Source organism: Serratia sp. CY37869 (assembly GCF_052168895.1).
Taxonomy (GTDB): Bacteria; Pseudomonadota; Gammaproteobacteria; order Enterobacterales; family Enterobacteriaceae; genus Serratia; species Serratia ureilytica.
On record NZ_JBJNLU010000001.1, the window covers coordinates 1068962 to 1090825 of the forward strand.

Here is a 21864-nt window from a genome sequence, read left to right on the forward strand (position 1 = left end):
TATTAAATGGACTTATCAATTGTTATTCCCGCTTTTAATAATTCAAACCATCTCGCCGCCACGCTGGCGCGCATGACCCATTACTGCGCCGGTTTTGATTATGAAATTATCGTGGTCGATTATTCATCGGAAGCCGGTGAGTCGGAAAAGATACACGGACTGTTGGCGGCGAATCATCGCGCCAGACTGCATGAAAGCCGGGTGCGCGGCAATATCGCCGTCGCCTGCAATATCGGTTTTCGCCTGGCGCGTTCTGAGGTGGTTTTTTTTCTGGAACCGGAAGATATGTTTGGCACCAATTATATCATCCGGCGCTTGAGACGGCATGAGGACACACGGATCGATATCGTGTTCGGCAATTACACCACGGTCAACGACAAGAATGTGCGCAGCTACGTGTTTAATTATCAAGAGGGCGTGGCCGGGGAAGATTTCTTATTTATCGAGATGGGGGATATTCGCACCTCGACCATCAGCGTGCGTAAGAAACAAGACCGGCGGTTTTTATTTCCGGAGTTTTTGGCCCGTTACCAGGACTGGGGATTTTTGGTCAACGCCACCAACCTGGGCGCCCGGGTGGTTCACGATCAGGGCGGTGGGGTGTTCATCCGCTGCGGCGACGAGGATCTGAACCGCTGCCGATTGAACATCGACGCCAGCGAACGCTTTATCGATACCTATCTGCAGGCCAGCGGCCGTTATATCAGCGGCTTTGCCTGTAAACACCTGCTGGCTTCGCTGTACAGCGAAGATCTGCAGGCTTTCAACTACTACTCATCGCGCATGGAGCGCCACACCCTGAGCGGCAAATTCAAGGCGATCAAGCTGTATGGCGACTGTCTGGCCAGGCTGGGACTGTTTCCATTGGGGGGGAGGCTGCTGCGCACGGCCCGCGAGGGATTACGGAGGTGACATGCAACCGCGGAAAATCGCAATTGTAATCGAAGACATCGGCGGCAAAGGCGGCACCGAACGGGTGGCCAGCAGCCTGGCCAATGCGCTGACCACCCGCTTCGGCCACCAGGTCGAACTGATATCCATCTGCGGGGATCGGGCGTTCTATCCGCTGGAGCCGGCGGTGACGCTGCGCTTCATGCGCGGCAAGACGCTGCTCTGGCCGTGGCGCCTGGCGCTGTTCTTACGCCGCGGCCGCTATGACGCCATCATCACCGTCTCGATGGGGAAACTCTCGGTGATCATGGTGCCTTACCTGCGGCTGTTGTGTCCCGGCAGCCGCTTGGTGCTGAGTGAACATGTCAGTTTCCACCAGTATCCGTGGCCGATGAAGTGGCTGAAGGTGCTGATCTACCGGCTGGGCGATCGCACCGTGCTGCTGACGCAAAAAGATCTGGCGAATATCGGCCGCTGGGTGCCCGCCCGCAAATGTCGGGTGATTGAGAACGTGTCGCCGTTTCCGCTGCGGGCGCCGCATCCGGAACAGCAACAGCCGGTGGCGCTGGCGGTCGGCCGACTGTGCCACCAGAAAGGCTTCGACCGGCTGATCGCCGCCTGGCGGCAGGTGGCGCAGCAGGCGCCGGAGTGGCGGCTGCACATCGTCGGCGATGGCCCGGATCGGGCGGCGTTGCAACGGCAGATCGCCGATTACGGGCTCGACGAACGGGTGCAGCTGCTGCCGGCCACCGCCGATATCGCCGGGCATTACCGGCAGGCGAGCCTGTTGCTGATGACCTCTCGCTACGAAGGCCTGCCGATGGTGCTGATCGAAGCCATGAGCTTCGGCCTGCCGCTGGTGGCTTTCGACTGTCTGACCGGCCCGGCGGAGCTGATCGACGATCGCGAAAACGGTTATCTGGTGACGGACGGCGACGTCGACACCTTCAGTCAGCGCGTCCTGGCGCTGATCGGCGACGGCGAACTGCGTCGCCGCTTCTCCCACCGTGCGTTGGAAAAGGCGCAGCGGTTTGTGCCTGAACGTATTTACCCCCAGTGGCAAGAGCTTATCGTCTGAGGTAATCATCATGGAAAAAGTGTCCGTCATTATGCCGGCTTATAACGCCGCCGGTTTTATCCGCGAGTCGATCCTTGGCGTATTGAATCAAACTTATCAGGACTATCACCTGTATGTGATTGACGACGCCTCCACCGACAACACCGCTGAGGTGGTCAAGCCGTTCATTCACGATCGGCTGACCTACATCCGCAACAACGCCAATCAGGGGGTGGCCGAAACGCGCAATATCGCCATCGAGGCGGCGCGCGGCGACTACATCGCGTTTTGCGACAGCGACGATGTTTGGCACCCGAATAAGCTGGCCCGCCAGGTCGGCATCCTTAAAACCCAGCGTTACGACGTGGTCTGCTCGCACTATTACACCTTCGAGAATGACCTGGCGCAGGTGAAAAATTACCGCGGCGCCGGGGAGATCATCGCCTACCGCGACATGTTGAAAAGCAACTGGATCGGCAACCTGACCGGCATGTACAACCAGCGCCGGGTCGGCAAGGTCTACCAGCGCAAGGTCGGGCACGAAGACTACGTGATGTGGCTGTCTATTCTGGAGCGCGCGCGCAATCGCCTGGCGTACTGCATTCCGGAGCCGCTGGCGTTTTACCGGCTGTCCGCCAATTCGCTGTCCGGCAACAAGATCCGCGCGGCGGACTGGCAGTGGCAGATCTACCGTCGTCATCTGGGGCTCTCTTATCAAAAATCTTGCTACCTGTTCTTCTCCTACCTGTACAGCGCGGTGATGAAAAGACAATGACCAGCAAAATCTTGAACGCAGCCTGCGTGCTGATCGGATGCGGGCTGGCGGCTCAGGCCGGGGCGGCGGGCTGCGAGACCAATCTGCTGACCAACCCCGGCTTTGAGCAGGGACAGACGGGCTGGTCGCTGCCGCCGGCCAAGGTGGTCTCCGGCGGCCGCAGCGGCCGTGCCAGCCTGTACTACAGCAATCCTGACCCGGCGGAGTATCACCAGATGCTGCAAACGCTGCAGGTGAAAGCGGGCCAGACGATCGCGTTCGGCGTGTGGGTGCGCGGCGATAACCTGCGCGGCAAAGGCGATCAGCCGGGCGCCGGGGTGTACGTCGAAAGCTATGACGCCAAGGGGCGCCACCTGGCCGGCAGCTACCCGCAAGGCCTGCTGGGCAGCAGCGGTTGGCAGCTGGTGGAGGGCAGCTTCACCGTACCGGCAGAGGCCACCACCACCGTACTGGGGCTGTATATGCGCAAGGGCACGACCGGCAACGCCTGGTTCGACGATGCCTACGTTTGCAGCCAGCCGACGGCGCCGGCGTTGTATCAGATGCGCGCCGGCGGGCAATCGGCCTCCAGCCTGATTGAAGTGCAGCAGCCTCAGGAAGTGCAGGTGGAAAGTACGCTGCTCGATAGCCAACGCACCGCCGTGCGGCAGGAGAGCCGCCGCTACCATGTCGCCGAGCGTCAGCGCGTAGAGTTCTCGCTGCCGGCCAACCTGGCCGCCGGCGAGTACCGCCTGCAGCAGCAGGTGACGGACGTGGCGTCGAAGCACAGCCGGAGCAGCGAAATGCCGGTCAGCATCGGCGAGGCGCCGCCGAAAGTGGCGCTGGACGAGCAGGGCTATACGCTGCGGCAGGGCAAGCGCTTCTTTCCGCTGGGCATCTACATGTACGGCAACATGGCGACCGATGAGCATCTGGCGCGCATCCGCGACGCCGGTTTCAACACCGTGCTGAATTACAACTACGGCGCAGGGCGCGACCCGTACGCCTATTTCCGCAAAACGCAGCAGTACGGGCTGCAGGTGATTTTCTCGCTGAAGGATTTCTACCCCGGCCTCGACTCTGCGCCGAAAACGCGCCTGAGCTACCCGCAGTTGACGGCGTCTTATGTGGAGAAGTTTAAAACTCAGCCGAACCTGCTCGCCTGGTACATCAACGATGAGCTGGCGCCGAAGTACGCGCCGCAGATAGAGCAGATGCATCTGCAGGTGAAGCAACAAGACCCTGACCATCTGACCTTTCAGGCGCTGAACCAGACCGGCGCGCTCAACGCCTATTTCAACAGTTCCGACGTGTTGGCCAGCGATCCTTATCCGGTCGGACGCGATGCCGACATGACGCGCACGCTGGAATACTCGCGCCTGACGGTGCAGGTGGCGCGCCAGGCGAAGGGCGCCTGGCTGGTGATGCAGATCATGGATCACGCCGCCTATGAGCCGCACTGCAAGCCGCGCCAGCCGAGCGAAGCGGAGATCCGCAACCAGGCCTGGCTGGGGCTGATCGGCGGCGTCAAAGGGCTGCTGTTCTACTCCTATACCGACCTGTTCTACAAGCGCCGCAGCGGCGATTTCAACCAACAGGAATTCGACGGTATCTGGCAAGGGGTTGCCCGCGTGGCGCAACAGATCGACAGCTTCACGCCGTACCTGCTCTCGGGCGAAAGTGCGACGCTGTCCGGCAACAACACCGCCGTACCGGCGCGGCTGTTTATCGACGGCGAGCGCGGCCTGGTGCTGATCGCCAACCCGTACTATCGGCCGATGGCCGCCCGTTTTGACCTGCCGCCCGGCTGGCGCTGGCAGGGGCAGCCGCAGATCGACGCCAAATTGCCCGCGGTGGGCAGCAGCGCGCTGTGGGTGCAACGAGACACTAGCAATCAATAAGGATACCCGTTCATGACTATCACGCTAAGCCTGATCGTCCCGGTGTATAAGGTGGAAGCCTACATCGAAGCGTGCCTGGACTCGGTGCTGAGTCAATTGCCCGACTGGGCGGAAGTGATCCTCGTCGATGACGGCAGCCCGGACGGCTCCATCGCCGTCGCGCAAGAGGTGCTGTGCCGTTATCCGGCATTGAAAACGCAGGTCAGCATCCTGCGCCAGGATAACCAGGGGTTGAGCGCCGCGCGCAACGCCGGGATCGCCCATGCCGAAGGCGAATATCTCGGTTTTCTGGACTCCGACGACGTGCTGCTGCCGGGCTATTTCAGCATTTTGGGGCGCCTGCTGGCGGATAACCCGCAGGTGGAGATCGTGGCGTTCAACGCCCAGCGTTTCTCGCGGCTGAAAAACGGCAAGATAGAACCGGATGGCCTGATGGCGATCGTGCCCGGCAACGCCGCGCCACAGGAGCGCGAGCCGCATATGGCGCTGCTGGCGGACAGTTTTAACCGCAGCCTGTGGTACGCCTGGGCGCGGATTTATCACCGTTCGCTGTTCAACGACGCCGCGTTTCCGGCGGGGCGCAACTTCGAGGATATCCAGCTGATCCCGCAGCTGTATCTGAAAGCGAACCGCATCGTGGTGTGCGACACGCCGTTGGTAGGATATCGCGCTAACCCCAACGGCATCACGCGCGCGCCGAAGCGGCGGGATTTGGACGATCTCGATTACGCCATCGAGCGCGCTGACAGCGGGCGTCGCCGCGAGGGGGGGAAGGGATTCCACTCGGTGCTGTTCGTCACCACGCTGAAGGCGCGCCTGCTGGTCGGGCTGGACTTCTTCGGCCTGCGTGACGCGCTGCGGGAAACCGCCGAGCTGAAACGGCGCTATGCCCGGCTGCGGGCGGAGGAGCGGCAAATGCTGAGCCGCAAGAACCGCCTGTTCTACCGCAGTCCGCTGGTCTACTACCTGATGGCCAGTCTCTACAACCGTTTCGGGTGAATCTGACCGTGCCCGAACGACGATAAACCCGTGTGGAAGCCCATTATGAGTATCAAAGTCAGCGTCATTATTCCGACCTATGGCCGCAGCGAACTGCTGGCGCGCGCCATCGACAGCGTCCTGGCGCAAACCCATCAGCCGGTGGAGATCGTGGTGGTGGACGATAATCCGCCGGACCATCCGCAGCGCCAGGCCACCCGCGAACGGCTGGCCGGCTATATTGCCGCCGGGCAGATCGTCTATTGCCCGCGCGCGCGCAACGGCGGCGGGGCGCGGGCGCGCAACAGCGGCATCCTGCGCGCCACCGGGGAATACCTCACTTTTCTGGACGACGACGATTACTACCACCCGGAGAAGATCGCCCGTCAGCTGGCCTTTATGCAGCGCGGCGATTACCCCGTCAGCCTGTGCGATATGGATATTCTGCAGGATGGCCAAATCAACGCCGAGCGCTATTACCGCGCCCGCTGCGACGGGCTGGAGGACTTCATGCTGGCCGGCGTCGCTTACACGCCGATGATCATGCTGCGCCGCGAGGCGGCGATCGCGGTGCGCGGGTTCTTCAATACCCCGCGTTATCAGGATCATATCTTCATTTATCGCCTGCTGGCGGCGGGCATGCGCATCGGCACGTTGCACGAGCGCCTGGCGGTGCATAACGATCACGACGGTGAGCGTATTACCTCCAGCCCGAAAGGCATCATCGGCTATCACAACAAAATGCAGTTCGAGCGCCGGTTGATGCCGCAGATTTCGCCGCGGGCGCGCAAGGTGATGCGGCTGCGCCACACCTGCATCACGTCGCGCATCATCACCGACAGCCGAAGCCGTCTCGGCGGCGTGCTGCACGGCATGAAGGGCATCATCTATGTCAACAGCGGGGTGATGGCCGGCGTTTACATGAAGAACATTCTGCGCAACGTCTTCTTCCGCGGCGTCCCTTTCTGAAACCTGACGCGGGGTTTTCCCCCGCGTCCTACCCCCAAATACCCCGTCTTGCCTCCCGCCCGTTCACCTTCATCTTGATATTCTGATTTATTCGTTTTAATTCAAACAATTAATCCTATTCCTCGCCCCTATACTTTGGTGGTATTTCCCGCCCGACGCACGCGTCGCCCGCCGCTTTCTCTTGATCGCAATCAATTTGCCGTCGGTTGGCCGTCAGTAGGCTGGCGGCAGATTGAGCATGTCTTCTTATAACGACAAGAGCCTTCAGGAGCATTCCGGATGAGCAAATTTTTAGACCGTTTCCGCTATTTCAAGCAGTTGGCGGAGCCTTTTTCTGGCGATCACGGCCAGACCTTGAACACCAACCGCGACTGGGAAGACGGCTACCGCAGCCGTTGGCAGCATGACAAAGTGGTGCGTTCCACCCACGGCGTGAACTGCACCGGTTCCTGCAGTTGGAAGATCTACGTGAAGAATGGTCTGGTGACCTGGGAAACCCAGCAAACCGACTATCCGCGCACCCGCCCCGATCTGCCCAACCATGAACCGCGCGGCTGCCCGCGCGGCGCCAGCTACTCCTGGTACCTGTACAGCGCCAACCGGCTGAAATACCCGCTGATGCGCAAGCGGCTGCTCAAACTGTGGCGCGAGGCGAAAGCGCAGCACAGCGATCCGGTCGAGGCCTGGGGATCGATCGTCGGCGATGCGGAAAAAGCCAAAAGCTACAAGGTGGCGCGCGGCCGCGGCGGTTTCGTCCGCTCCAGCTGGCAAGAGGTCAATGAACTGATCGCCGCCGCCAACGTCTATACCGCCAAAACCTTCGGCCCTGACCGCATTATCGGCTTCTCGCCGATCCCGGCGATGTCGATGGTGTCCTACGCCGCCGGCGCTCGGTACCTGTCGCTGATCGGCGGCGCCTGCCTGAGCTTCTACGACTGGTATTGCGATTTGCCGCCGGCTTCGCCGATGACCTGGGGCGAGCAGACCGACGTGCCGGAGTCCGCCGACTGGTACAACTCCTCCTACATCATCGCCTGGGGCTCCAACGTGCCGCAGACGCGCACCCCGGACGCCCACTTCTTTACCGAAGTGCGCTACAAGGGCACCAAAACCGTGGCGGTGACGCCGGACTACGCCGAAGTCGCCAAGCTGTGCGACCACTGGCTGAATCCGAAGCAGGGCACCGACAGCGCGATGGCGCTGGCGATGGGCCATGTGATGCTGAAAGAGTTCCATCTCGATCGCGAAGTCGGCTACTTCCGCGACTACGTGCGCCGCTATACCGACATGCCGATGCTGGTGCTGCTGGAGCCGCGTGAAGGCGGCCACTACGCCGCTGGCCGCCTGCTGCGCGCCGCCGATCTGGTGGACGGACTGGGCCAGGAAAACAATCCCGAGTGGAAAACCGTCGCTATCGACAGCCGCAGCGGCGAGCTGGTGGCGCCGCAGGGCTCTATCGGTTTCCGCTGGGGCGAGAAGGGCAAGTGGAACCTGGAGCAGCGCGAAGGCAAGTCGCAACAGGAAGTTGAGCTGCAGCTCAGTCTGCTGGGCATGCATGACGACGTTGCCGAGGTGGGCTTCCCGTACTTCGGCGGCGCCGACAGCGAGCATTTCAACAGCGTGGCGCTGGACGAGATCCTGCTGCACAAGCTGCCGGTGAAACGCCTGCGGCTGGCGGACGGCAGCGAAGCACTGGTGACCAGCGTGTATGACCTGACGCTGGCCAACTACGGCCTGGAGCGCGGGCTGGGCGACGCCAACTGCGCCGCCGACTATGACGAGGTCAAGGCTTACAGCCCGGCCTGGGCCGAGCAGATCACCGGCGTGTCGCGCCACAACATCATCCGCATTGCCCGCGAGTTCGCGGAAAACGCCGAGAAGACCCACGGCCGTTCGATGATCATCGTCGGCGCCGGCGTCAACCACTGGTATCACATGGACATGACCTACCGCGGCCTGATCAATATGCTGATCTTCTGCGGTTGCGTCGGCCAGAGCGGCGGCGGCTGGGCGCACTACGTCGGCCAGGAAAAACTGCGGCCGCAAACCGGCTGGCTGCCGCTGGCGTTCGGCCTTGACTGGCAGCGCCCGCCGCGCCACATGAACAGCACCTCGTTCTTCTACAACCATTCCAGCCAATGGCGCTATGAAACCGTCGGCGCCGATGAGCTGCTGTCGCCGCTGGCGGACAAATCGCGCTTCGGCGGCAGCCTGATCGACTTCAACGTGCGCGCGGAGCGCATGGGCTGGCTGCCTTCGGCGCCGCAGCTGGGCGCTAACCCGCTGCGCCTGGCGGAGCAGGCCCGTGCCGCCGGCCAGTCGCCGGTTGAGTTCACCGTCGACAGCCTGAAGAGCGGCGCGCTGGGCTTTGCCGCCGAGCAGCCGGACAATCCGCAGAACTTCCCACGCAACCTGTTCGTCTGGCGCTCCAACCTGCTGGGTTCTTCCGGCAAGGGCCATGAATACATGCTCAAATACCTGTTGGGCACCGAGAACGGTATCCAGGGGAAAGATCTCGGCCAGCAGGGCGGCGTGAAGCCGCAGGAAGTGGAATGGCGCGAGCAGGGCGGCGAAGGCAAACTGGATCTGGTGGTGACGCTCGATTTCCGCATGTCGAGCACCTGCCTGTATTCCGACGTGGTGCTGCCGACCGCCACCTGGTACGAAAAAGACGACATGAACACCTCCGACATGCATCCGTTCATTCATCCGCTGTCGGCGGCGGTCGATCCGGCCTGGGATTCGAAGAGCGACTGGGAAATCTACAAGGGCATCGCCAAAGCCTTCTCCGAGGTGTGCGTCGGCCATCTGGGCCAGGAAACCGACGTGGTGACCTTGCCTATTCAGCACGACTCCGCCGCCGAGCTGGCGCAGCCTTACGGCGTGCAGGACTGGAAGAAAGGCGAGTGCGAACTGATCCCCGGCAAAACCGCGCCGCACATCATCGCGGTGGAGCGCGATTATCCGGCCACCTACGAGCGTTTTACCTCCTTGGGGCCGTTGATGGACAAACTGGGCAACGGCGGCAAGGGCATCAGCTGGAACACCCAGACCGAGGTCGATTTCCTCAAGCAGCTTAACTACGTCAAGGCCGACGGCCCGGCGGCGGGGCGGCCGAAGATCGAGAGCGCGATAGACGCGGCGGAAGTGATCCTGTCGCTGGCGCCGGAAACCAACGGCCAGGTGGCGGTGAAAGCCTGGGAAGCGCTGAGCAACGTCACCGGACGCGATCACCGGCATCTGGCGCTGAACAAGGAAGACGAGAAAATTCGCTTCCGCGACATTCAGGCGCAGCCGCGCAAAATCATCTCCAGCCCAACCTGGTCCGGCCTGGAAGACGAGCACGTCTCCTATAACGCCTGCTACACCAACGTGCACGAGCTGATCCCGTGGCGCACCCTCAGCGGCCGTCAGCAGCTGTATCAGGATCACGAGTGGATGCGCGCCTTCGGCGAAAGCCTGCTGGCGTATAGGCCGCCGATCGACACCCGCGCCGCGCAGCCGCTGCTCAACAGCAAACCGAACGGCAACAAGGAGAAGGCGCTGAACTTCCTGACGCCGCACCAGAAGTGGGGCATTCACTCCACCTACAGCGACAACCTGCTGATGCTGACGCTGTCGCGCGGCGGCCCGATCGTTTGGCTGAGCGAAGACGATGCCAAAGATCTGGGCATCGCGGACAACGACTGGATCGAGGCCTTCAACGCCAACGGCGCGCTGACGGCGCGCGCGGTGGTCAGCCAGCGTATCCCGGCCGGCATGACCATGATGTACCACGCGCAGGAGCGCATCGTGAACCTGCCGGGCTCGGAGATCACCAGCCAACGCGGCGGCATCCACAACTCGGTGACCCGCGCCTGTCCGAAGCCGACCCACATGATCGGCGGCTATGCGCAGCTGGCCTACGGCTTCAACTACTACGGCACCGTCGGCTCCAACCGCGACGAATTCGTGGTGGTGCGCAAGATGAACCGCATTGATTGGTTGGACGACGAAGGCAACGACTACGCGCAGGGCAGTCAGCAGGAGAACAGCAAATGAAAATTCGTTCGCAAGTCGGCATGGTGCTGAATCTGGACAAGTGCATCGGTTGCCACACCTGTTCGGTCACCTGCAAAAACGTCTGGACCAGCCGTGAAGGTATGGAATACGCCTGGTTCAATAACGTGGAAAGCAAGCCCGGCGTCGGGTATCCGCACGCCTGGGAAGATCAGGAAAAATGGAAGGGCGGCTGGATACGTAAAATCAACGGCAAGCTGGAACCGCGCATGGGCAACCGCGTCGGCGTGCTGGCGAAAATCTTCGCCAACCCGGACGTGCCGGCGCTGGACGACTACTACGAGCCGTTCGATTACGACTACCAGCACCTGCATACCGCCAAACAGGGCAAGCACCAGCCGGTGGCTCGCCCGCGCTCGCTGATCACCGGCCAGCGCATGAACAAGATCGAAAACGGCCCGAACTGGGAGGAGATCCTCGGCGGGGAGTTCGAAAAACGCTCGCAGGACAAGAATTTCGACAACCTGCAGAAGGCGATGTACGGCCAGTTCGAAAACACCTTCATGATGTACCTGCCGCGCCTGTGCGAACATTGCCTCAACCCGGCCTGCGTCGCTACCTGCCCGAGCGGGGCGATCTACAAGCGCGGCGAAGACGGCATTGTGCTGATCGACCAGGACAAGTGCCGCGGCTGGCGCATGTGCCTGACCGGCTGTCCGTACAAGAAAATCTACTTCAACTGGAAGAGCGGCAAGTCCGAGAAGTGCATCTTCTGCTACCCGCGCATCGAAGCCGGGCAGCCGACGGTGTGTTCGGAGACCTGCGTCGGCCGCATTCGCTACCTCGGCGTGCTGCTGTACGATGCCGACCGCATCGAGCAGGCGGCGGCGGTGGAGAACGACAAGGATCTGTACCAGAGCCAGCTCGATATCTTCCTCGATCCGCATGATCCAAAGGTGATTGCTCAGGCGCTGGCGGACGGCGTGCCGCAGGGCGTCATTGAAGCTGCCCAGCAGTCGCCGGTGTACAAAATGGCGATGGACTGGAAGCTGGCGCTGCCGCTGCACCCGGAATACCGCACGCTGCCGATGGTGTGGTACGTGCCGCCGTTGTCGCCGATTCAGTCCGCCGCCGACGCCGGCGAGCTGGCGCACAGCGGCGTGTTGCCGGACGTCGAGAGCCTGCGCATTCCGGTGCAGTATCTGGCGAACCTGCTGACCGCCGGCGATACCGAACCGGTGCTGCTGGCGCTGAAGCGCATGCTGGCGATGCGCCACTACAAGCGGGCGGAAACCGTCGACGGCGTGGTGGACACCAGTGCGCTGGAGCAGGTTGGGTTGAGCGAAACGCAGGCGCAGGAGATGTACCGCTACCTGGCGATCGCCAACTATGAAGATCGCTTCGTGGTGCCGTCGAGCCACCGCGAGCTGGCGCGCGAAGCCTTCCCGGAAAGCAAAGGCTGCGGTTTCAGTTTCGGCGACGGCTGCCACGGCAGCGACGGCAAGTTCAACCTGTTCAACAGCCGCCGTATCGACGCCATCGACGTGACCGCGAAAACCGCGCGGCCGGAGGATGCCTCATGATCAGCCTGAAAGTGATCGCCCGCCTGCTGGATTACCCGGAGCAGGTCCTGTTTGACCATCAGCAGGCGCTCATCGAAGCGCTGGAGCCGGCCAGCGAGCTGGATCTGCACCACAGCGCGCAGCTGATTCTGTTTATCCGCCGCCTGTGCGCCCGCCCGCTGCTGGACGTGCAGGCCGACTATTGCGAGCTGTTCGATCGCGGCCGCGCCACCTCGCTGCTGCTGTTTGAGCACGTGCACGGCGAGTCGCGCGATCGCGGCCAGGCGATGATTGACCTGATGGCGCAGTACCGCGCCGCCGGGCTGGAGATCGACAGCCGCGAGCTGCCGGATTTCCTGCCGCTGTACCTGGAGTATCTGGCCAGCCGCAGTGCGGCGCAGACGCGTGAAGGGCTGCAGGATATCGCGCCGATCCTGGCGCTGCTGGGCGCGCGCCTGCAACAGCGTGAAAGCCCGTATGCGGTGCTGTTCGATCTGCTGCTGGCGCTGTCCGGCAGCGATGCGCAGGCGCAGGCGCTGAAGACGCAGGTGGCGCAAGAGGCGCGCGACGATACGCCGCAGGCGCTGGATGCGGTATGGGAAGAGGAGCAGGTCAAATTTCTCGGCGAGCAGGGCTGCGCCTCCGCCCAGCAGACGGCGCACCAGCGGCGATTCGCCGGCGCGGTGGCGCCACAGTATCTGGACCTGACGGATGCGTTAACCGGAACCAAAGGACGCTAATTATGCAATTTTTGAATCAGTTCTTCTTCGACATCTACCCTTATCTGGCCGGCGCGGTGTTCCTGATCGGCAGCTGGCTGCGCTACGACTACGGGCAGTACAGCTGGCGTGCCGGCTCCAGCCAGATGCTGGATAAAAAGGGCATGCGGCTGGCGTCCAACCTGTTCCACATCGGCATTATCGGCATCTTCGCGGGCCACTTCCTCGGCATGCTGACGCCGCACTGGATGTATGAGGCCTTCCTGCCGATCGACGTGAAGCAGAAGCTGGCGATGATCGCCGGCGGCGCCTGCGGCCTGATGACGCTGATCGGCGGCGCGCTGCTGCTGAAGCGCCGGTTGACCAACCCGCGGGTGCGCGCCACCAGCAGCGTCGCCGACATCCTGATCCTGACATTGCTGGTGGTGCAGGTGTGCCTGGGGTTGCTGACCATTCCGTTCTCCGCCCAGCATATGGACGGCAGTGAAATGATGAAGCTGGTGGCCTGGGCGCAGGCGGTCGTAACCTTCCACGCCGGCGCTTCTGCGCACCTGGAAGGCGTGGCGCTGATCTTCAAGCTGCATATGGTGCTGGGCATGACGCTGTTCGTGCTGTTCCCGTTCTGCCGCCTGGTGCATATCTGGAGTGCGCCGGTAGAGTACCTGACCCGCCGTTACCAGCTGGTGCGCAACCGCCGCTGAGCCTGACCCCGCCGCCGCCGATCGCCAGCGGCGGCGCTATTCCGATAATTCTCCCGCCGTCTGCCCATTCTCGTCGCCTTGTCGTAAACTCACTATCTCAGTTATGTTACGTTTATGCTTCCGCCGACGGACGTCGGCCTGTGGTAGCCGATAACAAGAGATACCGCCTTGATGAAAGGCATTTTGGGACATAAAAACCGGGGATGATCCGTGTGGCCTTCGTGCCCTACGGGAGAATCGCTTTATGGATAGTCAGGTTAATCAATAACAATAATGACCACACAATTACGCTCACCCGAGCTGCTGCCTCTGAAAATCATCGCCACCGGGGCCGCGTTGCCGCCTAACCGCGTGGCGTCCTCTGCACTCGACGCTCGGCTGGGGAAAACGGCCGGCTACGTTGAAAAACGCTCGGGCATCGTTTACCGCTATCACGCCGCCGACGATGCCAGCCAGGCTGAACTCGCCGCCGCCGCGCTGCAAGATGCGCTGGCTCGCCGCGCCATGCCGGCGGACTCGATCGATCTGCTGATCTCCGCCTCGGCGATTTCGGTGCAGGCGCTGCCGTGCACCGCCGCGCACATTCTCAAGGTGGCGGGGCTGGCGCCGGGCACGCCGGGCTTCGACATCAACAGCAGCTGCGTCAGCTTTATCTCTGCGCTGCAGGTGGCGGCGGGGCTGCTGAACGCCGGGACGTATCGACGCATCGCCATCGTCTCGGCGGATCTCGCTTCACGCGGCATCGACTGGCAGCACGAAGAGTCGTCGCTGATCTTCGGCGACGGCGCGGCCTGTGCCATCGTGGAGCGCGGCGACGGCGGCAGCGGCATCCTCGCCAGCCTGGTGGAAACCTACCCCGCCGGCAGCGAACTGTGCGAGATCCGCGCCGGCGGCACGCGTCGCAACCCGCGCGCCGGCATGTGTGAGCAAGACTTCCTGTTTCATATGCAGGGCAAGCCGCTGTTCCGCCAGGCGTCGGCGCTGATTGAGGGTTACCTCGATCGGCTGTTGAGCGCCAGCGGCCTGACCCTGGCGCAGATCGCCACCGTGGTGCCGCATCAGGCCAGCCATCTGTCGCTCGAACATATGCGCAAACGGCTGCACGTCTCCAGCGAGGCGCTGGTCGATATCTACCGCCATCATGGTAATCAGGTGGCGGCGTCTATCCCGACGGCGCTGCATGCCGCCGTGACCACCGGGCGCTTCAATCCCGGTCAGCCGGTGATGCTGATCGGCACTGCCGCCGGGCTGGCGCTGGCCGGCATGGTGTTGCTGCCATGAGGGTGCTGGTCACCGGGGCGACCAGCGGGCTGGGACGCAACGCGGCGCAGTGGTTGCTGGAGGCCGGACATCAGGTGCGCGCCACCGGCCGCGATGAACGGGCCGGCGCAACGCTGCGTCGGCTGGGCGCCGAGTTTTGCGCGCTCGATCTGGCGCAGGCCACGCCGCAGCAGTGTCGGGAGCTGGTGACCGACTGCGAGTGGGTCTGGCACTGCGCGGCCAAGTCTTCGCCCTGGGGCGGCAAAGCGGAGTTTCACCGCATCAACACCGCGGCGACGGAGAAGCTGGCGGAGGCGGCCGGGCGCTGCGGCGTGCGGCGCTTCGTGCATATCTCCACGCCGGCAATCTACTTCGATTTTCAGCCGCATTACGATCTTGACGAGGGTTACCGCGCCCGGCGCTTCGCCAATCACTATGCCGCCAGCAAGTATGCGGCCGAACAACGCCTGTTGGTGCAGGCGAAGATCTATCCGCAAACCACCTACATTTTGCTGCGGCCGCGCGGCCTGTTTGGCCCGCACGATCGGGTGATCGTGCCGCGGCTGTTGCAGCAGCTCGAACGCGACCGCGGGGTATTGCGATTGCCCGGCGGCGGACAAGCGCTGCTGGATCTGACCTTCGCCCCCAACGTGGTGCACGCGATGGATCTGGCCAGCCGGCAGCGCGGATTGCCGTCCGGCGCCGTGTACAACATCACCAACCACCAACCGCAGCGGCTGGCGGAGATGCTGGATGCGTTGCTGCGTCAGGAACTGGGGCTAAGTTACCGGCTGCAGGCCGTGTCCTATCCGCTGCTGCATACGCTGGCCGGCGGCATGGAGCTGTGGGCGGCGCTGAGCGGCAAGGAACCGCTGTTGACGCGCTACAGCGTGGCGGCGGTGCATTTTGACATGACGCTGAGCCAGACCCGTGCGATCGAAGAGCTGGGTTACCGACCGCGTTATTCGATGGAAGAGGGCATTCGTCTGACCGGCGAGTGGCTGCGGCGGCAAGGGGGCGGACAGCATGGCTAAGGTCACCGTTTTTGAAGTGGGCTATTGCACGCATATCGGCTGCATGGCGCTGCGCGGCGCCGGATTCCGGGTGTGCAAATTCCCGGCGCGCGCCTATTTGCTGGAGGTGGGGGAGCGCCGCTGGCTGTGGGATACCGGCTACGCGCGTTATTTTCAGCAGCACACGCAGTCGGGGCTGTTCAGCCTTTACCGCCGCATGACGCCGGTCTATTTCGATCCGGCCGAGTCGTTGGCGCATCAGCTGCGCGAAGCCGGTTACGCCGAGGGGGATATTCAGGCGCTGATCGTCTCGCATTTTCACGCCGATCACATCGCCGGGCTGCAGGATTTCAGCCAACTCGACTTTATTTGCTCCGGCGAGGGCTGGCAGCAAACCCGTGGGCTGCGCGGTTTCGCGGCGCTGAAGCGCGCCTTTATTCCCGGCCTGATCCCGGCGGATTTCGAGAGCCGTCTGCAGTTTATGGAGTCTTTTCCTGCGGTGGCGTTGCCCGCGCTGTTGGCGCCGTTCGATCGCGGTTACGCGCTGCCGGGCAGTGAAGGGCAGATCGTGCTGGTGCCGTTGCCGGGGCATGCGGCCGGCCATATCGGCGCCTTTATTCTCACCGACGCCGGCTGGACGCTGCTGGCCAGCGACGCCGCCTGGTCGCCGCAGAGCTATCAGACGCTGCGCGGGCCTTCGCGCCTGGCCAATCTGGTGATGGACGACGCGGCGGCTTACACCCGCACCCTGGAGCGGCTCAACCAGCTGTGGGCGGGCGGCCAGGTCAACATTTTGCTGTGCCACGAGGGGGACCTGTGATCCCCTTCATGACCCTTTGGCACTATTTCCGCGCCCGGCGCCTGCGCTTTGGCGATCGTGCGGCGCTGGAGGCGCATCAGGCCCGACAGCTTGAGGGTTTTGCCCGCCGGGTGCTGAGCAAGAGTCCCTATTTTCAAGGCTTCAGCCGCCGGCCGTTCGCCGAATGGCCGCAGATGGACAAGGCGCTGATGATGGCGCAGTTCGACCGCATGAACACCGCCGGGCTGCGGCGCGATGCGGTGTTGGCCTGCGCGCAGCGCAGCGAGGCGGATCGCGATTTCACGCCGAAAATCGGGCGCTACAGCGTCGGATTGTCGTCCGGCACTTCCGGGCAGCGCGGCGTGTTTGTCGTCAGCCCGCGGGAACAGCAGGTGTGGGCCGGCGGCATGTTGGCGAAAATGCTGCCGGACGGGCTGTCGGCGGGCGAGCGCGTCGCGCTGTTTCTGCGCGCGGACAATAATCTCTATCACAGCGTGAACAACCGCTGGCTGAGCCTGGCGTTTTACGATCTGCTTGCGCCGTTCAGCGAGCATTTGCCCGCATTGGAACGGCAGGCGCCCAGCATCATCGTGGCCCCGGCGCAGGTGCTGCGCGCCTTGGCGCTGGCGGTGCTGGCCGGGCAGGTGAAATTGCCGGTCAAAAAAGCGATCTCGGTGGCCGAGGTGTTGGAAGAGCAGGACCGCCGCCTGCTGCTGCAGGTATTTCCGGCGGTCGGCGAAGTGTATCAGGCCACCGAAGGATTTCTTGCCGCGACCTGCGCGCACGGTACGCTGCATCTGAACGAAGAGTTTTTGCATATCGAGCCGCAGTGGATCGACGAACTGCGCTTCACGCCGTTGATCACCGACTTTACCCGCAGCACGCAGCCGATCGTGCGTTATCGGCTGGACGATGTACTGGTGCTGCGCAAGGAACCCTGCCCGTGCGGGCAACCGACGCGGGCGATCGCACGTATCGAGGGGCGGCGCGACGATCAGCTGATGCTGCCCGATGCGCAGCGGCAACCGCAGGCGGTGTTCGCCGATGCCTGCAGCCGAACGATCGCCAATGCGCTGCCGCTGACCAGCGATTACCGCCTGATCCAGCGCGGCGAACGGCGGTTGGAATTGATTGCCGATTGCAGCCCGGCGGCGTTGGCGCACTGTCAGGCGCAGCTGATGGCGCTGTTCGCTCGTCAGGGCATCGCCACCGATCGCCTCGAATGGCGGTTGACGGCGCAAGCGGTGCTGCCGCAGTTCGATCGCAAGCGGCGGCGCATCGTGCGCCGGGCGGAGGAGGCATGAAAAGCGCACTGTTCAGGCTATGGCACATGCTGCTGGGATGGGGCACGGTCGGCGTGGTGTATAGCCTGACCGATCGCCTGCAGGGGGCGGGAACCCTGTTGCCGCCGTCGGCGCTTGATCGGGCGATCCCGTTCTGCCCCACGGCCATCTGGCTCTATCTGTCGTTCTTCCTCATCGTCCCGGCGGGCTATCTGCTGGCGCCGCTGCCGCGGATCAAATGGCTGACGCTGGCGATGCAGCTGACCGCGCTGGGCGCCGGGGCGGTTTATCTGCTGTGGCCGACCACCATGGCCTATCCGCAGAACGATGGCGTCGGGATCAGCGCGCAACTGCTGGCGGCGTTAACCCGGGTGGACTCGCCGCAAAACTGCCTGCCTTCATTGCATATGGCGCTGACGGTGCTGGCGGTGTGGGCGCTGAGCGACGGCGAGCGCAAAGTGCGCACGGCGCTGTGGATGCTGTGGGGCGTGGCGATCGCGTTCTCGATTCTGCAACTGCGTCGGCATTTGTTTGTCGATTTGGCCGGCGGCGCGCTGCTGGCGCTGTTCGCCGGCTGGCTGGCCCTGCGCATGAAAACCCTGCGCAGGCGCGTCGTTAAAGGAGAAATGGGATGAGCGATCTGGCATTGCCGATAGTGTTCATGCTGTTCATCGTGGTGGCCGAGGCGGTGGCGCTGCAGTGGGGGCGTCGCGAGCCGGTCAACTGGCACGATCTGGTGTTCAACCTGAATTCCGGCCATATCATGCTGTGGCTGTTCCGCGGGTTGGAGATCACCTGCTACGGCTATGTGGCCGCGCATTTCAGCCTGGGGTTGCTGGATGCCTGGCCGCCACTGCTGATGTGGCTGTTCGCCCTGCTGGCGTGGGACTTCGGTTTCTACTGGCTGCACCGTCTGCACCACCGTTTCCGCCTGCTGTGGGCGGTGCACGTGGTGCACCATCAGGGCGAGCACTTTAATCTGTCGCTGGGGGTGCGCAACTCCTGGTATTCGTCGCTGACGTCGATCCCGTTCTTTTTGCTGCTGGCGCTGGCGGGGGTGCCGCTGTCGGTGTTCGTTGCGGTCTCTATTTTTCATTACAGCATTCAGCTGTTTAACCACAATGCGCTGACGCCGAAGCTCGGCGTGCTGGAAAACATCCTGGTCACGCCGGCGCATCACCGGGTGCATCACGTCAAGGACATGGCGTATTCCAATAAGAATTTCGGCGGCAGCTTTATCTTCTGGGACAAGCTGTTCGGCACCTTTTGCCCGGCATTGCCGAGCACGCCGTTCAGCTATGGCGTCGGCGGCGACAGGCCGTCCGCCAACCCATTCTGGGCGAGCAATCTGCCGTTCCTGCGCTATTTGCGCCTGGCATGGCGCCCGGCGCCGGGCCGGCCACGCGACCGCCGTTCGGCGTTCAGCGTTTTCAGCGGCGCCATGCTGTTGTTCTCGCAGGTGGTCGGTTACGTCTACCAATACGGTTACGGCTATAGCGACATCAGCTGGCCGCAAATGGCGCTGTTGGCGCTGCTGGCGTTGGGATCGGTGGCGCTGGGCGGCATGACGGAAGGGCGGCGGTGGGCGAGCGCCGTCTGGCTGCTGATCGCGCTGGGCATGCCGCTGCTGTTTATCGGCTATCTCGGTTGGCCGCAGCGCTATTGGCATATCGCCATGGCCGCCGTGGCGTTGCATGCCCTGTGCGTCGCGTTGGGCTGGGGAAGAGTAGCCGCACCGGCCGCCGTGGAGGAACCGCATGGCTGAATCATTGCCGCCGCTGCGTTTTCCCGCCGATGGCGAACAGGCCTTCCACCGCGATCTTAAGCGCGCGGCCCACGCCTGTCTGGCGGGCGATCATCGCTATGCCGATGCCGCGAGATTGGCCAAGGCCGCGCTGTTGCTGGCGTTGTGCGTCGGGTTTTACGCGCTGAGCCTGCTGCAGCATCAGCCCTGGGCGTTTTTCCTCTGCTATTTCCTGTTCGTGACCATGGGCATGCTGCTCAATGTCAACGTCAACCACGATGCTTCGCATAACGCTTTCCTGCGTGCGCCCTGGGCCAATCGGCTGGTGGGGCGGTTGGTGACGCTGCCGCTGGGCGTCGATCCGGACTACTGGCGCACGCGGCATGTGGATTACCACCACGTTTACGCCAACGTCGAACATTACGATCTGGATACCGAAGAGAACGGCTTTTTCCGCCAGACACCGTTCCAGCGCTGGCGGCCCCATATGCGCTATCAGCATCTGTACTGGCCGCTGATCGCCGCGCTCTCGCTGCCCTATATCGCCTGGATTTTCGATTGGTCCGATCGGCTCGATAAAACGCCGCTGCGGGAAAAACGCGTGCTGGCGGGGCGCGGCGGTTGGGCGCTGTTCGTGCTGTGCAAGCTCGCGCATCTGGCGCTGGTGCTGGTGGCGCCGCTGGTCGTGGGCCACTTGCACGGCATCGGCTGGGGCTGGGTGTTGCTGGCTTACGCGCTCAGCCAGATGTGCGCCTCGCTGCTGGTGGTGTTCTTGCTGCTGGGCACCCATTGGGCGCAGGCCGAGTTTTACCCGGCGCCGACGGGCGACAGCATGCCGCAAGGCTGGTATCGGCACAATTTCGCCACCGCCTGCGACTGGCAGCCCGAACCGCGCTGGCTGGAGCATCTGACCGGCGGGCTAAACTATCACCTGACCCATCACCTGTTTCCCGGCTGGAATCATCGCCACTATCCGGCCCTGGCTGCCGCGGTGGCGGAGGCCGCGCAGCGGCACGGCATGGCGTACCGCTGCATTGGCTATCGTGAACTGCTGGCGCAACAACAGCGCTTCTTGCGGCGGATGGGGCAGCCATGAAACCGCTGCGTCCGTTAGCCTATCGGCGCGACGACAACGGGTTGCACCGCGCGCTGATGCAGGCCGCCCAGCACTATCTGGCGACCCACGGCGATCACCGTTTCGCCGACGGCGGCATGCTGGCGAAGGTCGCGCTGCTGCTGGCTCTGTGCGGCCTGTGTTACGGGCTGAGCCTGCAGCAGCATAACGGCTGGGCGTTTTTCGCCTGCTACTTCGGTTTTATCTTTATCGGCATGTTCCTGACGGTGAACGTGGTGCACGACGCCTCGCACAACGCGTTTTTCCGCCGCCCCTGGGCCAACCGCTGGCTGAACGCACTGGTGAGCGTGCCGCTGGGGCTGGATCCCGACTGTTGGCGCGTGCGGCATGTGTTGTTCCACCATGCCCATAACAACATCGAACATTACGATCCCGATATCGACGCCAACGGCGTGCTGCGGCAAACGCCGTTCCAGCGCTGGCGGCCCTTTATGCGCGCGCAGCGTTACTATTGGCCGTTGGTGGCGGCGCTGACTTTTCCGTACTACATCTGGCTGTTCGATTGGTTGGACAGGGCGGGCCGCACCCGCGTGGCGGCGCGCATGGCGCAGCAGGGCGTACGCGGCTGGAGCGGGTTTCTGGCGGGGAAGGCGGCGCACCTGCTGCTGGCGCTGGCGATCCCATGTTGGCTGTTGCCGCCGGCTATCGGCATCGGGCAAATTCTGCTGGTCTATTTGCTGAGCCAGATGCTTTCTTCATTGCTGTTCGTGATGTTGATCATCGGCACCCACTGGGCCAAGGCCAACTTTTATCAGGCGCCGGCGCAGGGCGCGATGCCGCACGGTTGGTATCACCATGTGTTCGCCACCACGTTCGACTGGCAGACTCGGCCGCGCTGGCTGGGTTATTGGCTGGGCGGGGCGAACCTGCATTTGACGCATCATCTGTTTCCGCACTGGAGCCACCGCCATTACCCGGCGCTCAGCCGCATCATCGGCGAGGTGGCGCCGCGCTTCGGCATCGACTACCGCCTGCTGGAGCTGGAGGAGCTGTTGCGTCTGCAGCAACGCTTCCTCAGCGCGATGGGCCGCAAGCCGCACTAGCGTTGCATGCGAATTGTGCGAGGCGTTACGCAGTTCACTAATTGAACGATATTTGC

The 21864-nt window shown here is 63.1% G+C and carries 18 protein-coding genes; all 18 read left to right on the top strand.

The features are described 5' to 3' along the window. Nucleotides 1-6: 6 nt before the first annotated feature. The 18 genes from ACJ8J1_RS05115 to ACJ8J1_RS05200 all read left to right on the top strand — a co-directional run bounded on the left by ACJ8J1_RS05115 (nucleotide 7) and on the right by ACJ8J1_RS05200 (nucleotide 21808). The gene (locus ACJ8J1_RS05115; protein WP_033643435.1) at nucleotides 7-912 is read left to right on the top strand and encodes a glycosyltransferase family 2 protein; all 906 of its coding nucleotides are present in this window, start codon (nucleotides 7-9) and stop codon (nucleotides 910-912) included. Nucleotide 913: 1 nt separating this feature from the next. Further along, complete coding sequence (locus ACJ8J1_RS05120; RefSeq protein WP_033643434.1) at nucleotides 914-1969, top strand: glycosyltransferase family 4 protein; 1056 nt, start codon at nucleotides 914-916, stop codon at nucleotides 1967-1969. 10 nt (nucleotides 1970-1979) lie between these two features. Beyond that, complete coding sequence (locus tag ACJ8J1_RS05125; RefSeq protein WP_033643433.1) at nucleotides 1980-2723, top strand: glycosyltransferase family 2 protein; 744 nt, start codon at nucleotides 1980-1982, stop codon at nucleotides 2721-2723. Continuing rightward, entirely contained in the window at nucleotides 2720-4603 is a 1884-nt protein-coding gene (locus ACJ8J1_RS05130; RefSeq protein WP_033643432.1) for a carbohydrate-binding protein, read from the top strand. The genes ACJ8J1_RS05125 and ACJ8J1_RS05130 overlap by 4 nt, the downstream gene beginning before the upstream one ends. Nucleotides 4604-4615: 12 nt before the next feature. Beyond that, nucleotides 4616-5602 (top strand): glycosyltransferase family 2 protein, encoded by a 987-nt coding sequence (locus tag ACJ8J1_RS05135; RefSeq protein ID WP_033643431.1) that lies wholly within the window; start codon nucleotides 4616-4618, stop codon nucleotides 5600-5602. Nucleotides 5603-5647: 45 nt separating this feature from the next. After that, a complete protein-coding gene (locus ACJ8J1_RS05140; RefSeq protein ID WP_033643430.1) occupies nucleotides 5648-6550 on the top strand; it encodes a glycosyltransferase family 2 protein in 903 nt (300 codons plus the stop codon). 279 nt (nucleotides 6551-6829) lie between these two features. Beyond that, nucleotides 6830-10591: a nitrate reductase subunit alpha gene (locus ACJ8J1_RS05145; protein WP_033643429.1), complete on the top strand. Its 3762-nt coding sequence runs from the start codon at nucleotides 6830-6832 to the stop codon at nucleotides 10589-10591. After that, nucleotides 10588-12132 carry a nitrate reductase subunit beta gene (gene narH / locus ACJ8J1_RS05150; RefSeq protein WP_033643428.1) on the top strand — a complete coding sequence of 515 codons (1545 nt, stop codon included), beginning with the start codon at nucleotides 10588-10590 and terminating at the stop codon, nucleotides 12130-12132. Before ACJ8J1_RS05145 ends, narH begins: the two co-directional genes overlap by 4 nt. Continuing rightward, nucleotides 12129-12851 (top strand): nitrate reductase molybdenum cofactor assembly chaperone, encoded by a 723-nt coding sequence (gene narJ, locus ACJ8J1_RS05155; protein WP_033643427.1) that lies wholly within the window; start codon nucleotides 12129-12131, stop codon nucleotides 12849-12851. The genes narH and narJ overlap by 4 nt, the downstream gene beginning before the upstream one ends. A 2-nt stretch (nucleotides 12852-12853) precedes the next feature. Then, complete coding sequence (gene narI / locus ACJ8J1_RS05160) at nucleotides 12854-13531, top strand: respiratory nitrate reductase subunit gamma (protein ID WP_033643426.1); 678 nt, start codon at nucleotides 12854-12856, stop codon at nucleotides 13529-13531. A 273-nt stretch (nucleotides 13532-13804) separates the two neighbouring features. Next, a complete protein-coding gene (locus tag ACJ8J1_RS05165) occupies nucleotides 13805-14812 on the top strand; it encodes a 3-oxoacyl-[acyl-carrier-protein] synthase III C-terminal domain-containing protein (protein WP_033643425.1) in 1008 nt (335 codons plus the stop codon). After that, nucleotides 14809-15825: an NAD-dependent epimerase/dehydratase family protein gene (locus tag ACJ8J1_RS05170; RefSeq protein WP_089197158.1), complete on the top strand. Its 1017-nt coding sequence runs from the start codon at nucleotides 14809-14811 to the stop codon at nucleotides 15823-15825. The genes ACJ8J1_RS05165 and ACJ8J1_RS05170 overlap by 4 nt, the downstream gene beginning before the upstream one ends. Further along, nucleotides 15818-16624: an MBL fold metallo-hydrolase gene (locus tag ACJ8J1_RS05175; protein WP_033643422.1), complete on the top strand. Its 807-nt coding sequence runs from the start codon at nucleotides 15818-15820 to the stop codon at nucleotides 16622-16624. The genes ACJ8J1_RS05170 and ACJ8J1_RS05175 overlap by 8 nt, the downstream gene beginning before the upstream one ends. Further along, nucleotides 16621-17907 (top strand): F390 synthetase-related protein, encoded by a 1287-nt coding sequence (locus tag ACJ8J1_RS05180; protein WP_033643421.1) that lies wholly within the window; start codon nucleotides 16621-16623, stop codon nucleotides 17905-17907. The genes ACJ8J1_RS05175 and ACJ8J1_RS05180 overlap by 4 nt, the downstream gene beginning before the upstream one ends. Next, nucleotides 17904-18521 carry a phosphatase PAP2 family protein gene (locus ACJ8J1_RS05185; RefSeq protein ID WP_033643420.1) on the top strand — a complete coding sequence of 206 codons (618 nt, stop codon included), beginning with the start codon at nucleotides 17904-17906 and terminating at the stop codon, nucleotides 18519-18521. Before ACJ8J1_RS05180 ends, ACJ8J1_RS05185 begins: the two co-directional genes overlap by 4 nt. Further along, nucleotides 18518-19651 carry a sterol desaturase family protein gene (locus tag ACJ8J1_RS05190; protein ID WP_033643419.1) on the top strand — a complete coding sequence of 378 codons (1134 nt, stop codon included), beginning with the start codon at nucleotides 18518-18520 and terminating at the stop codon, nucleotides 19649-19651. The genes ACJ8J1_RS05185 and ACJ8J1_RS05190 overlap by 4 nt, the downstream gene beginning before the upstream one ends. Next, the gene (locus tag ACJ8J1_RS05195; RefSeq protein WP_033643418.1) at nucleotides 19644-20726 is read left to right on the top strand and encodes a fatty acid desaturase family protein; all 1083 of its coding nucleotides are present in this window, start codon (nucleotides 19644-19646) and stop codon (nucleotides 20724-20726) included. The genes ACJ8J1_RS05190 and ACJ8J1_RS05195 overlap by 8 nt, the downstream gene beginning before the upstream one ends. Beyond that, the gene (locus tag ACJ8J1_RS05200; RefSeq protein ID WP_033643417.1) at nucleotides 20723-21808 is read left to right on the top strand and encodes an acyl-CoA desaturase; all 1086 of its coding nucleotides are present in this window, start codon (nucleotides 20723-20725) and stop codon (nucleotides 21806-21808) included. The genes ACJ8J1_RS05195 and ACJ8J1_RS05200 overlap by 4 nt, the downstream gene beginning before the upstream one ends. Nucleotides 21809-21864 lie beyond the last annotated feature (56 nt).

Bases quoted from the DNA above. Each gene is read 5' to 3' on its own strand.
- ACJ8J1_RS05190 (WP_033643419.1), top strand. From the start codon at position 18,518: ATGAGCGATCTGGCATTGCCGATAGTGTTCATGCTGTTCATCGTGGTG.
- ACJ8J1_RS05145 (WP_033643429.1), top strand. From the start codon at position 6,830: ATGAGCAAATTTTTAGACCGTTTCCGCTATTTCAAGCAGTTGGCGGAG.
- ACJ8J1_RS05115 (WP_033643435.1), top strand. From the start codon at position 7: ATGGACTTATCAATTGTTATTCCCGCTTTTAATAATTCAAACCATCTC.
- ACJ8J1_RS05135 (WP_033643431.1), top strand. From the start codon at position 4,616: ATGACTATCACGCTAAGCCTGATCGTCCCGGTGTATAAGGTGGAAGCC.
- ACJ8J1_RS05120 (WP_033643434.1), top strand. From the start codon at position 914: ATGCAACCGCGGAAAATCGCAATTGTAATCGAAGACATCGGCGGCAAA.
- narH (WP_033643428.1), top strand. From the start codon at position 10,588: ATGAAAATTCGTTCGCAAGTCGGCATGGTGCTGAATCTGGACAAGTGC.
- ACJ8J1_RS05130 (WP_033643432.1), top strand. From the start codon at position 2,720: ATGACCAGCAAAATCTTGAACGCAGCCTGCGTGCTGATCGGATGCGGG.
- ACJ8J1_RS05140 (WP_033643430.1), top strand. From the start codon at position 5,648: ATGAGTATCAAAGTCAGCGTCATTATTCCGACCTATGGCCGCAGCGAA.
- narJ (WP_033643427.1), top strand. From the start codon at position 12,129: ATGATCAGCCTGAAAGTGATCGCCCGCCTGCTGGATTACCCGGAGCAG.
- ACJ8J1_RS05125 (WP_033643433.1), top strand. From the start codon at position 1,980: ATGGAAAAAGTGTCCGTCATTATGCCGGCTTATAACGCCGCCGGTTTT.
- ACJ8J1_RS05200 (WP_033643417.1), top strand. From the start codon at position 20,723: ATGAAACCGCTGCGTCCGTTAGCCTATCGGCGCGACGACAACGGGTTG.
- ACJ8J1_RS05185 (WP_033643420.1), top strand. From the start codon at position 17,904: ATGAAAAGCGCACTGTTCAGGCTATGGCACATGCTGCTGGGATGGGGC.
- ACJ8J1_RS05175 (WP_033643422.1), top strand. From the start codon at position 15,818: ATGGCTAAGGTCACCGTTTTTGAAGTGGGCTATTGCACGCATATCGGC.
- narI (WP_033643426.1), top strand. From the start codon at position 12,854: ATGCAATTTTTGAATCAGTTCTTCTTCGACATCTACCCTTATCTGGCC.
- ACJ8J1_RS05170 (WP_089197158.1), top strand. From the start codon at position 14,809: ATGAGGGTGCTGGTCACCGGGGCGACCAGCGGGCTGGGACGCAACGCG.
- ACJ8J1_RS05165 (WP_033643425.1), top strand. From the start codon at position 13,805: ATGACCACACAATTACGCTCACCCGAGCTGCTGCCTCTGAAAATCATC.
- ACJ8J1_RS05195 (WP_033643418.1), top strand. From the start codon at position 19,644: ATGGCTGAATCATTGCCGCCGCTGCGTTTTCCCGCCGATGGCGAACAG.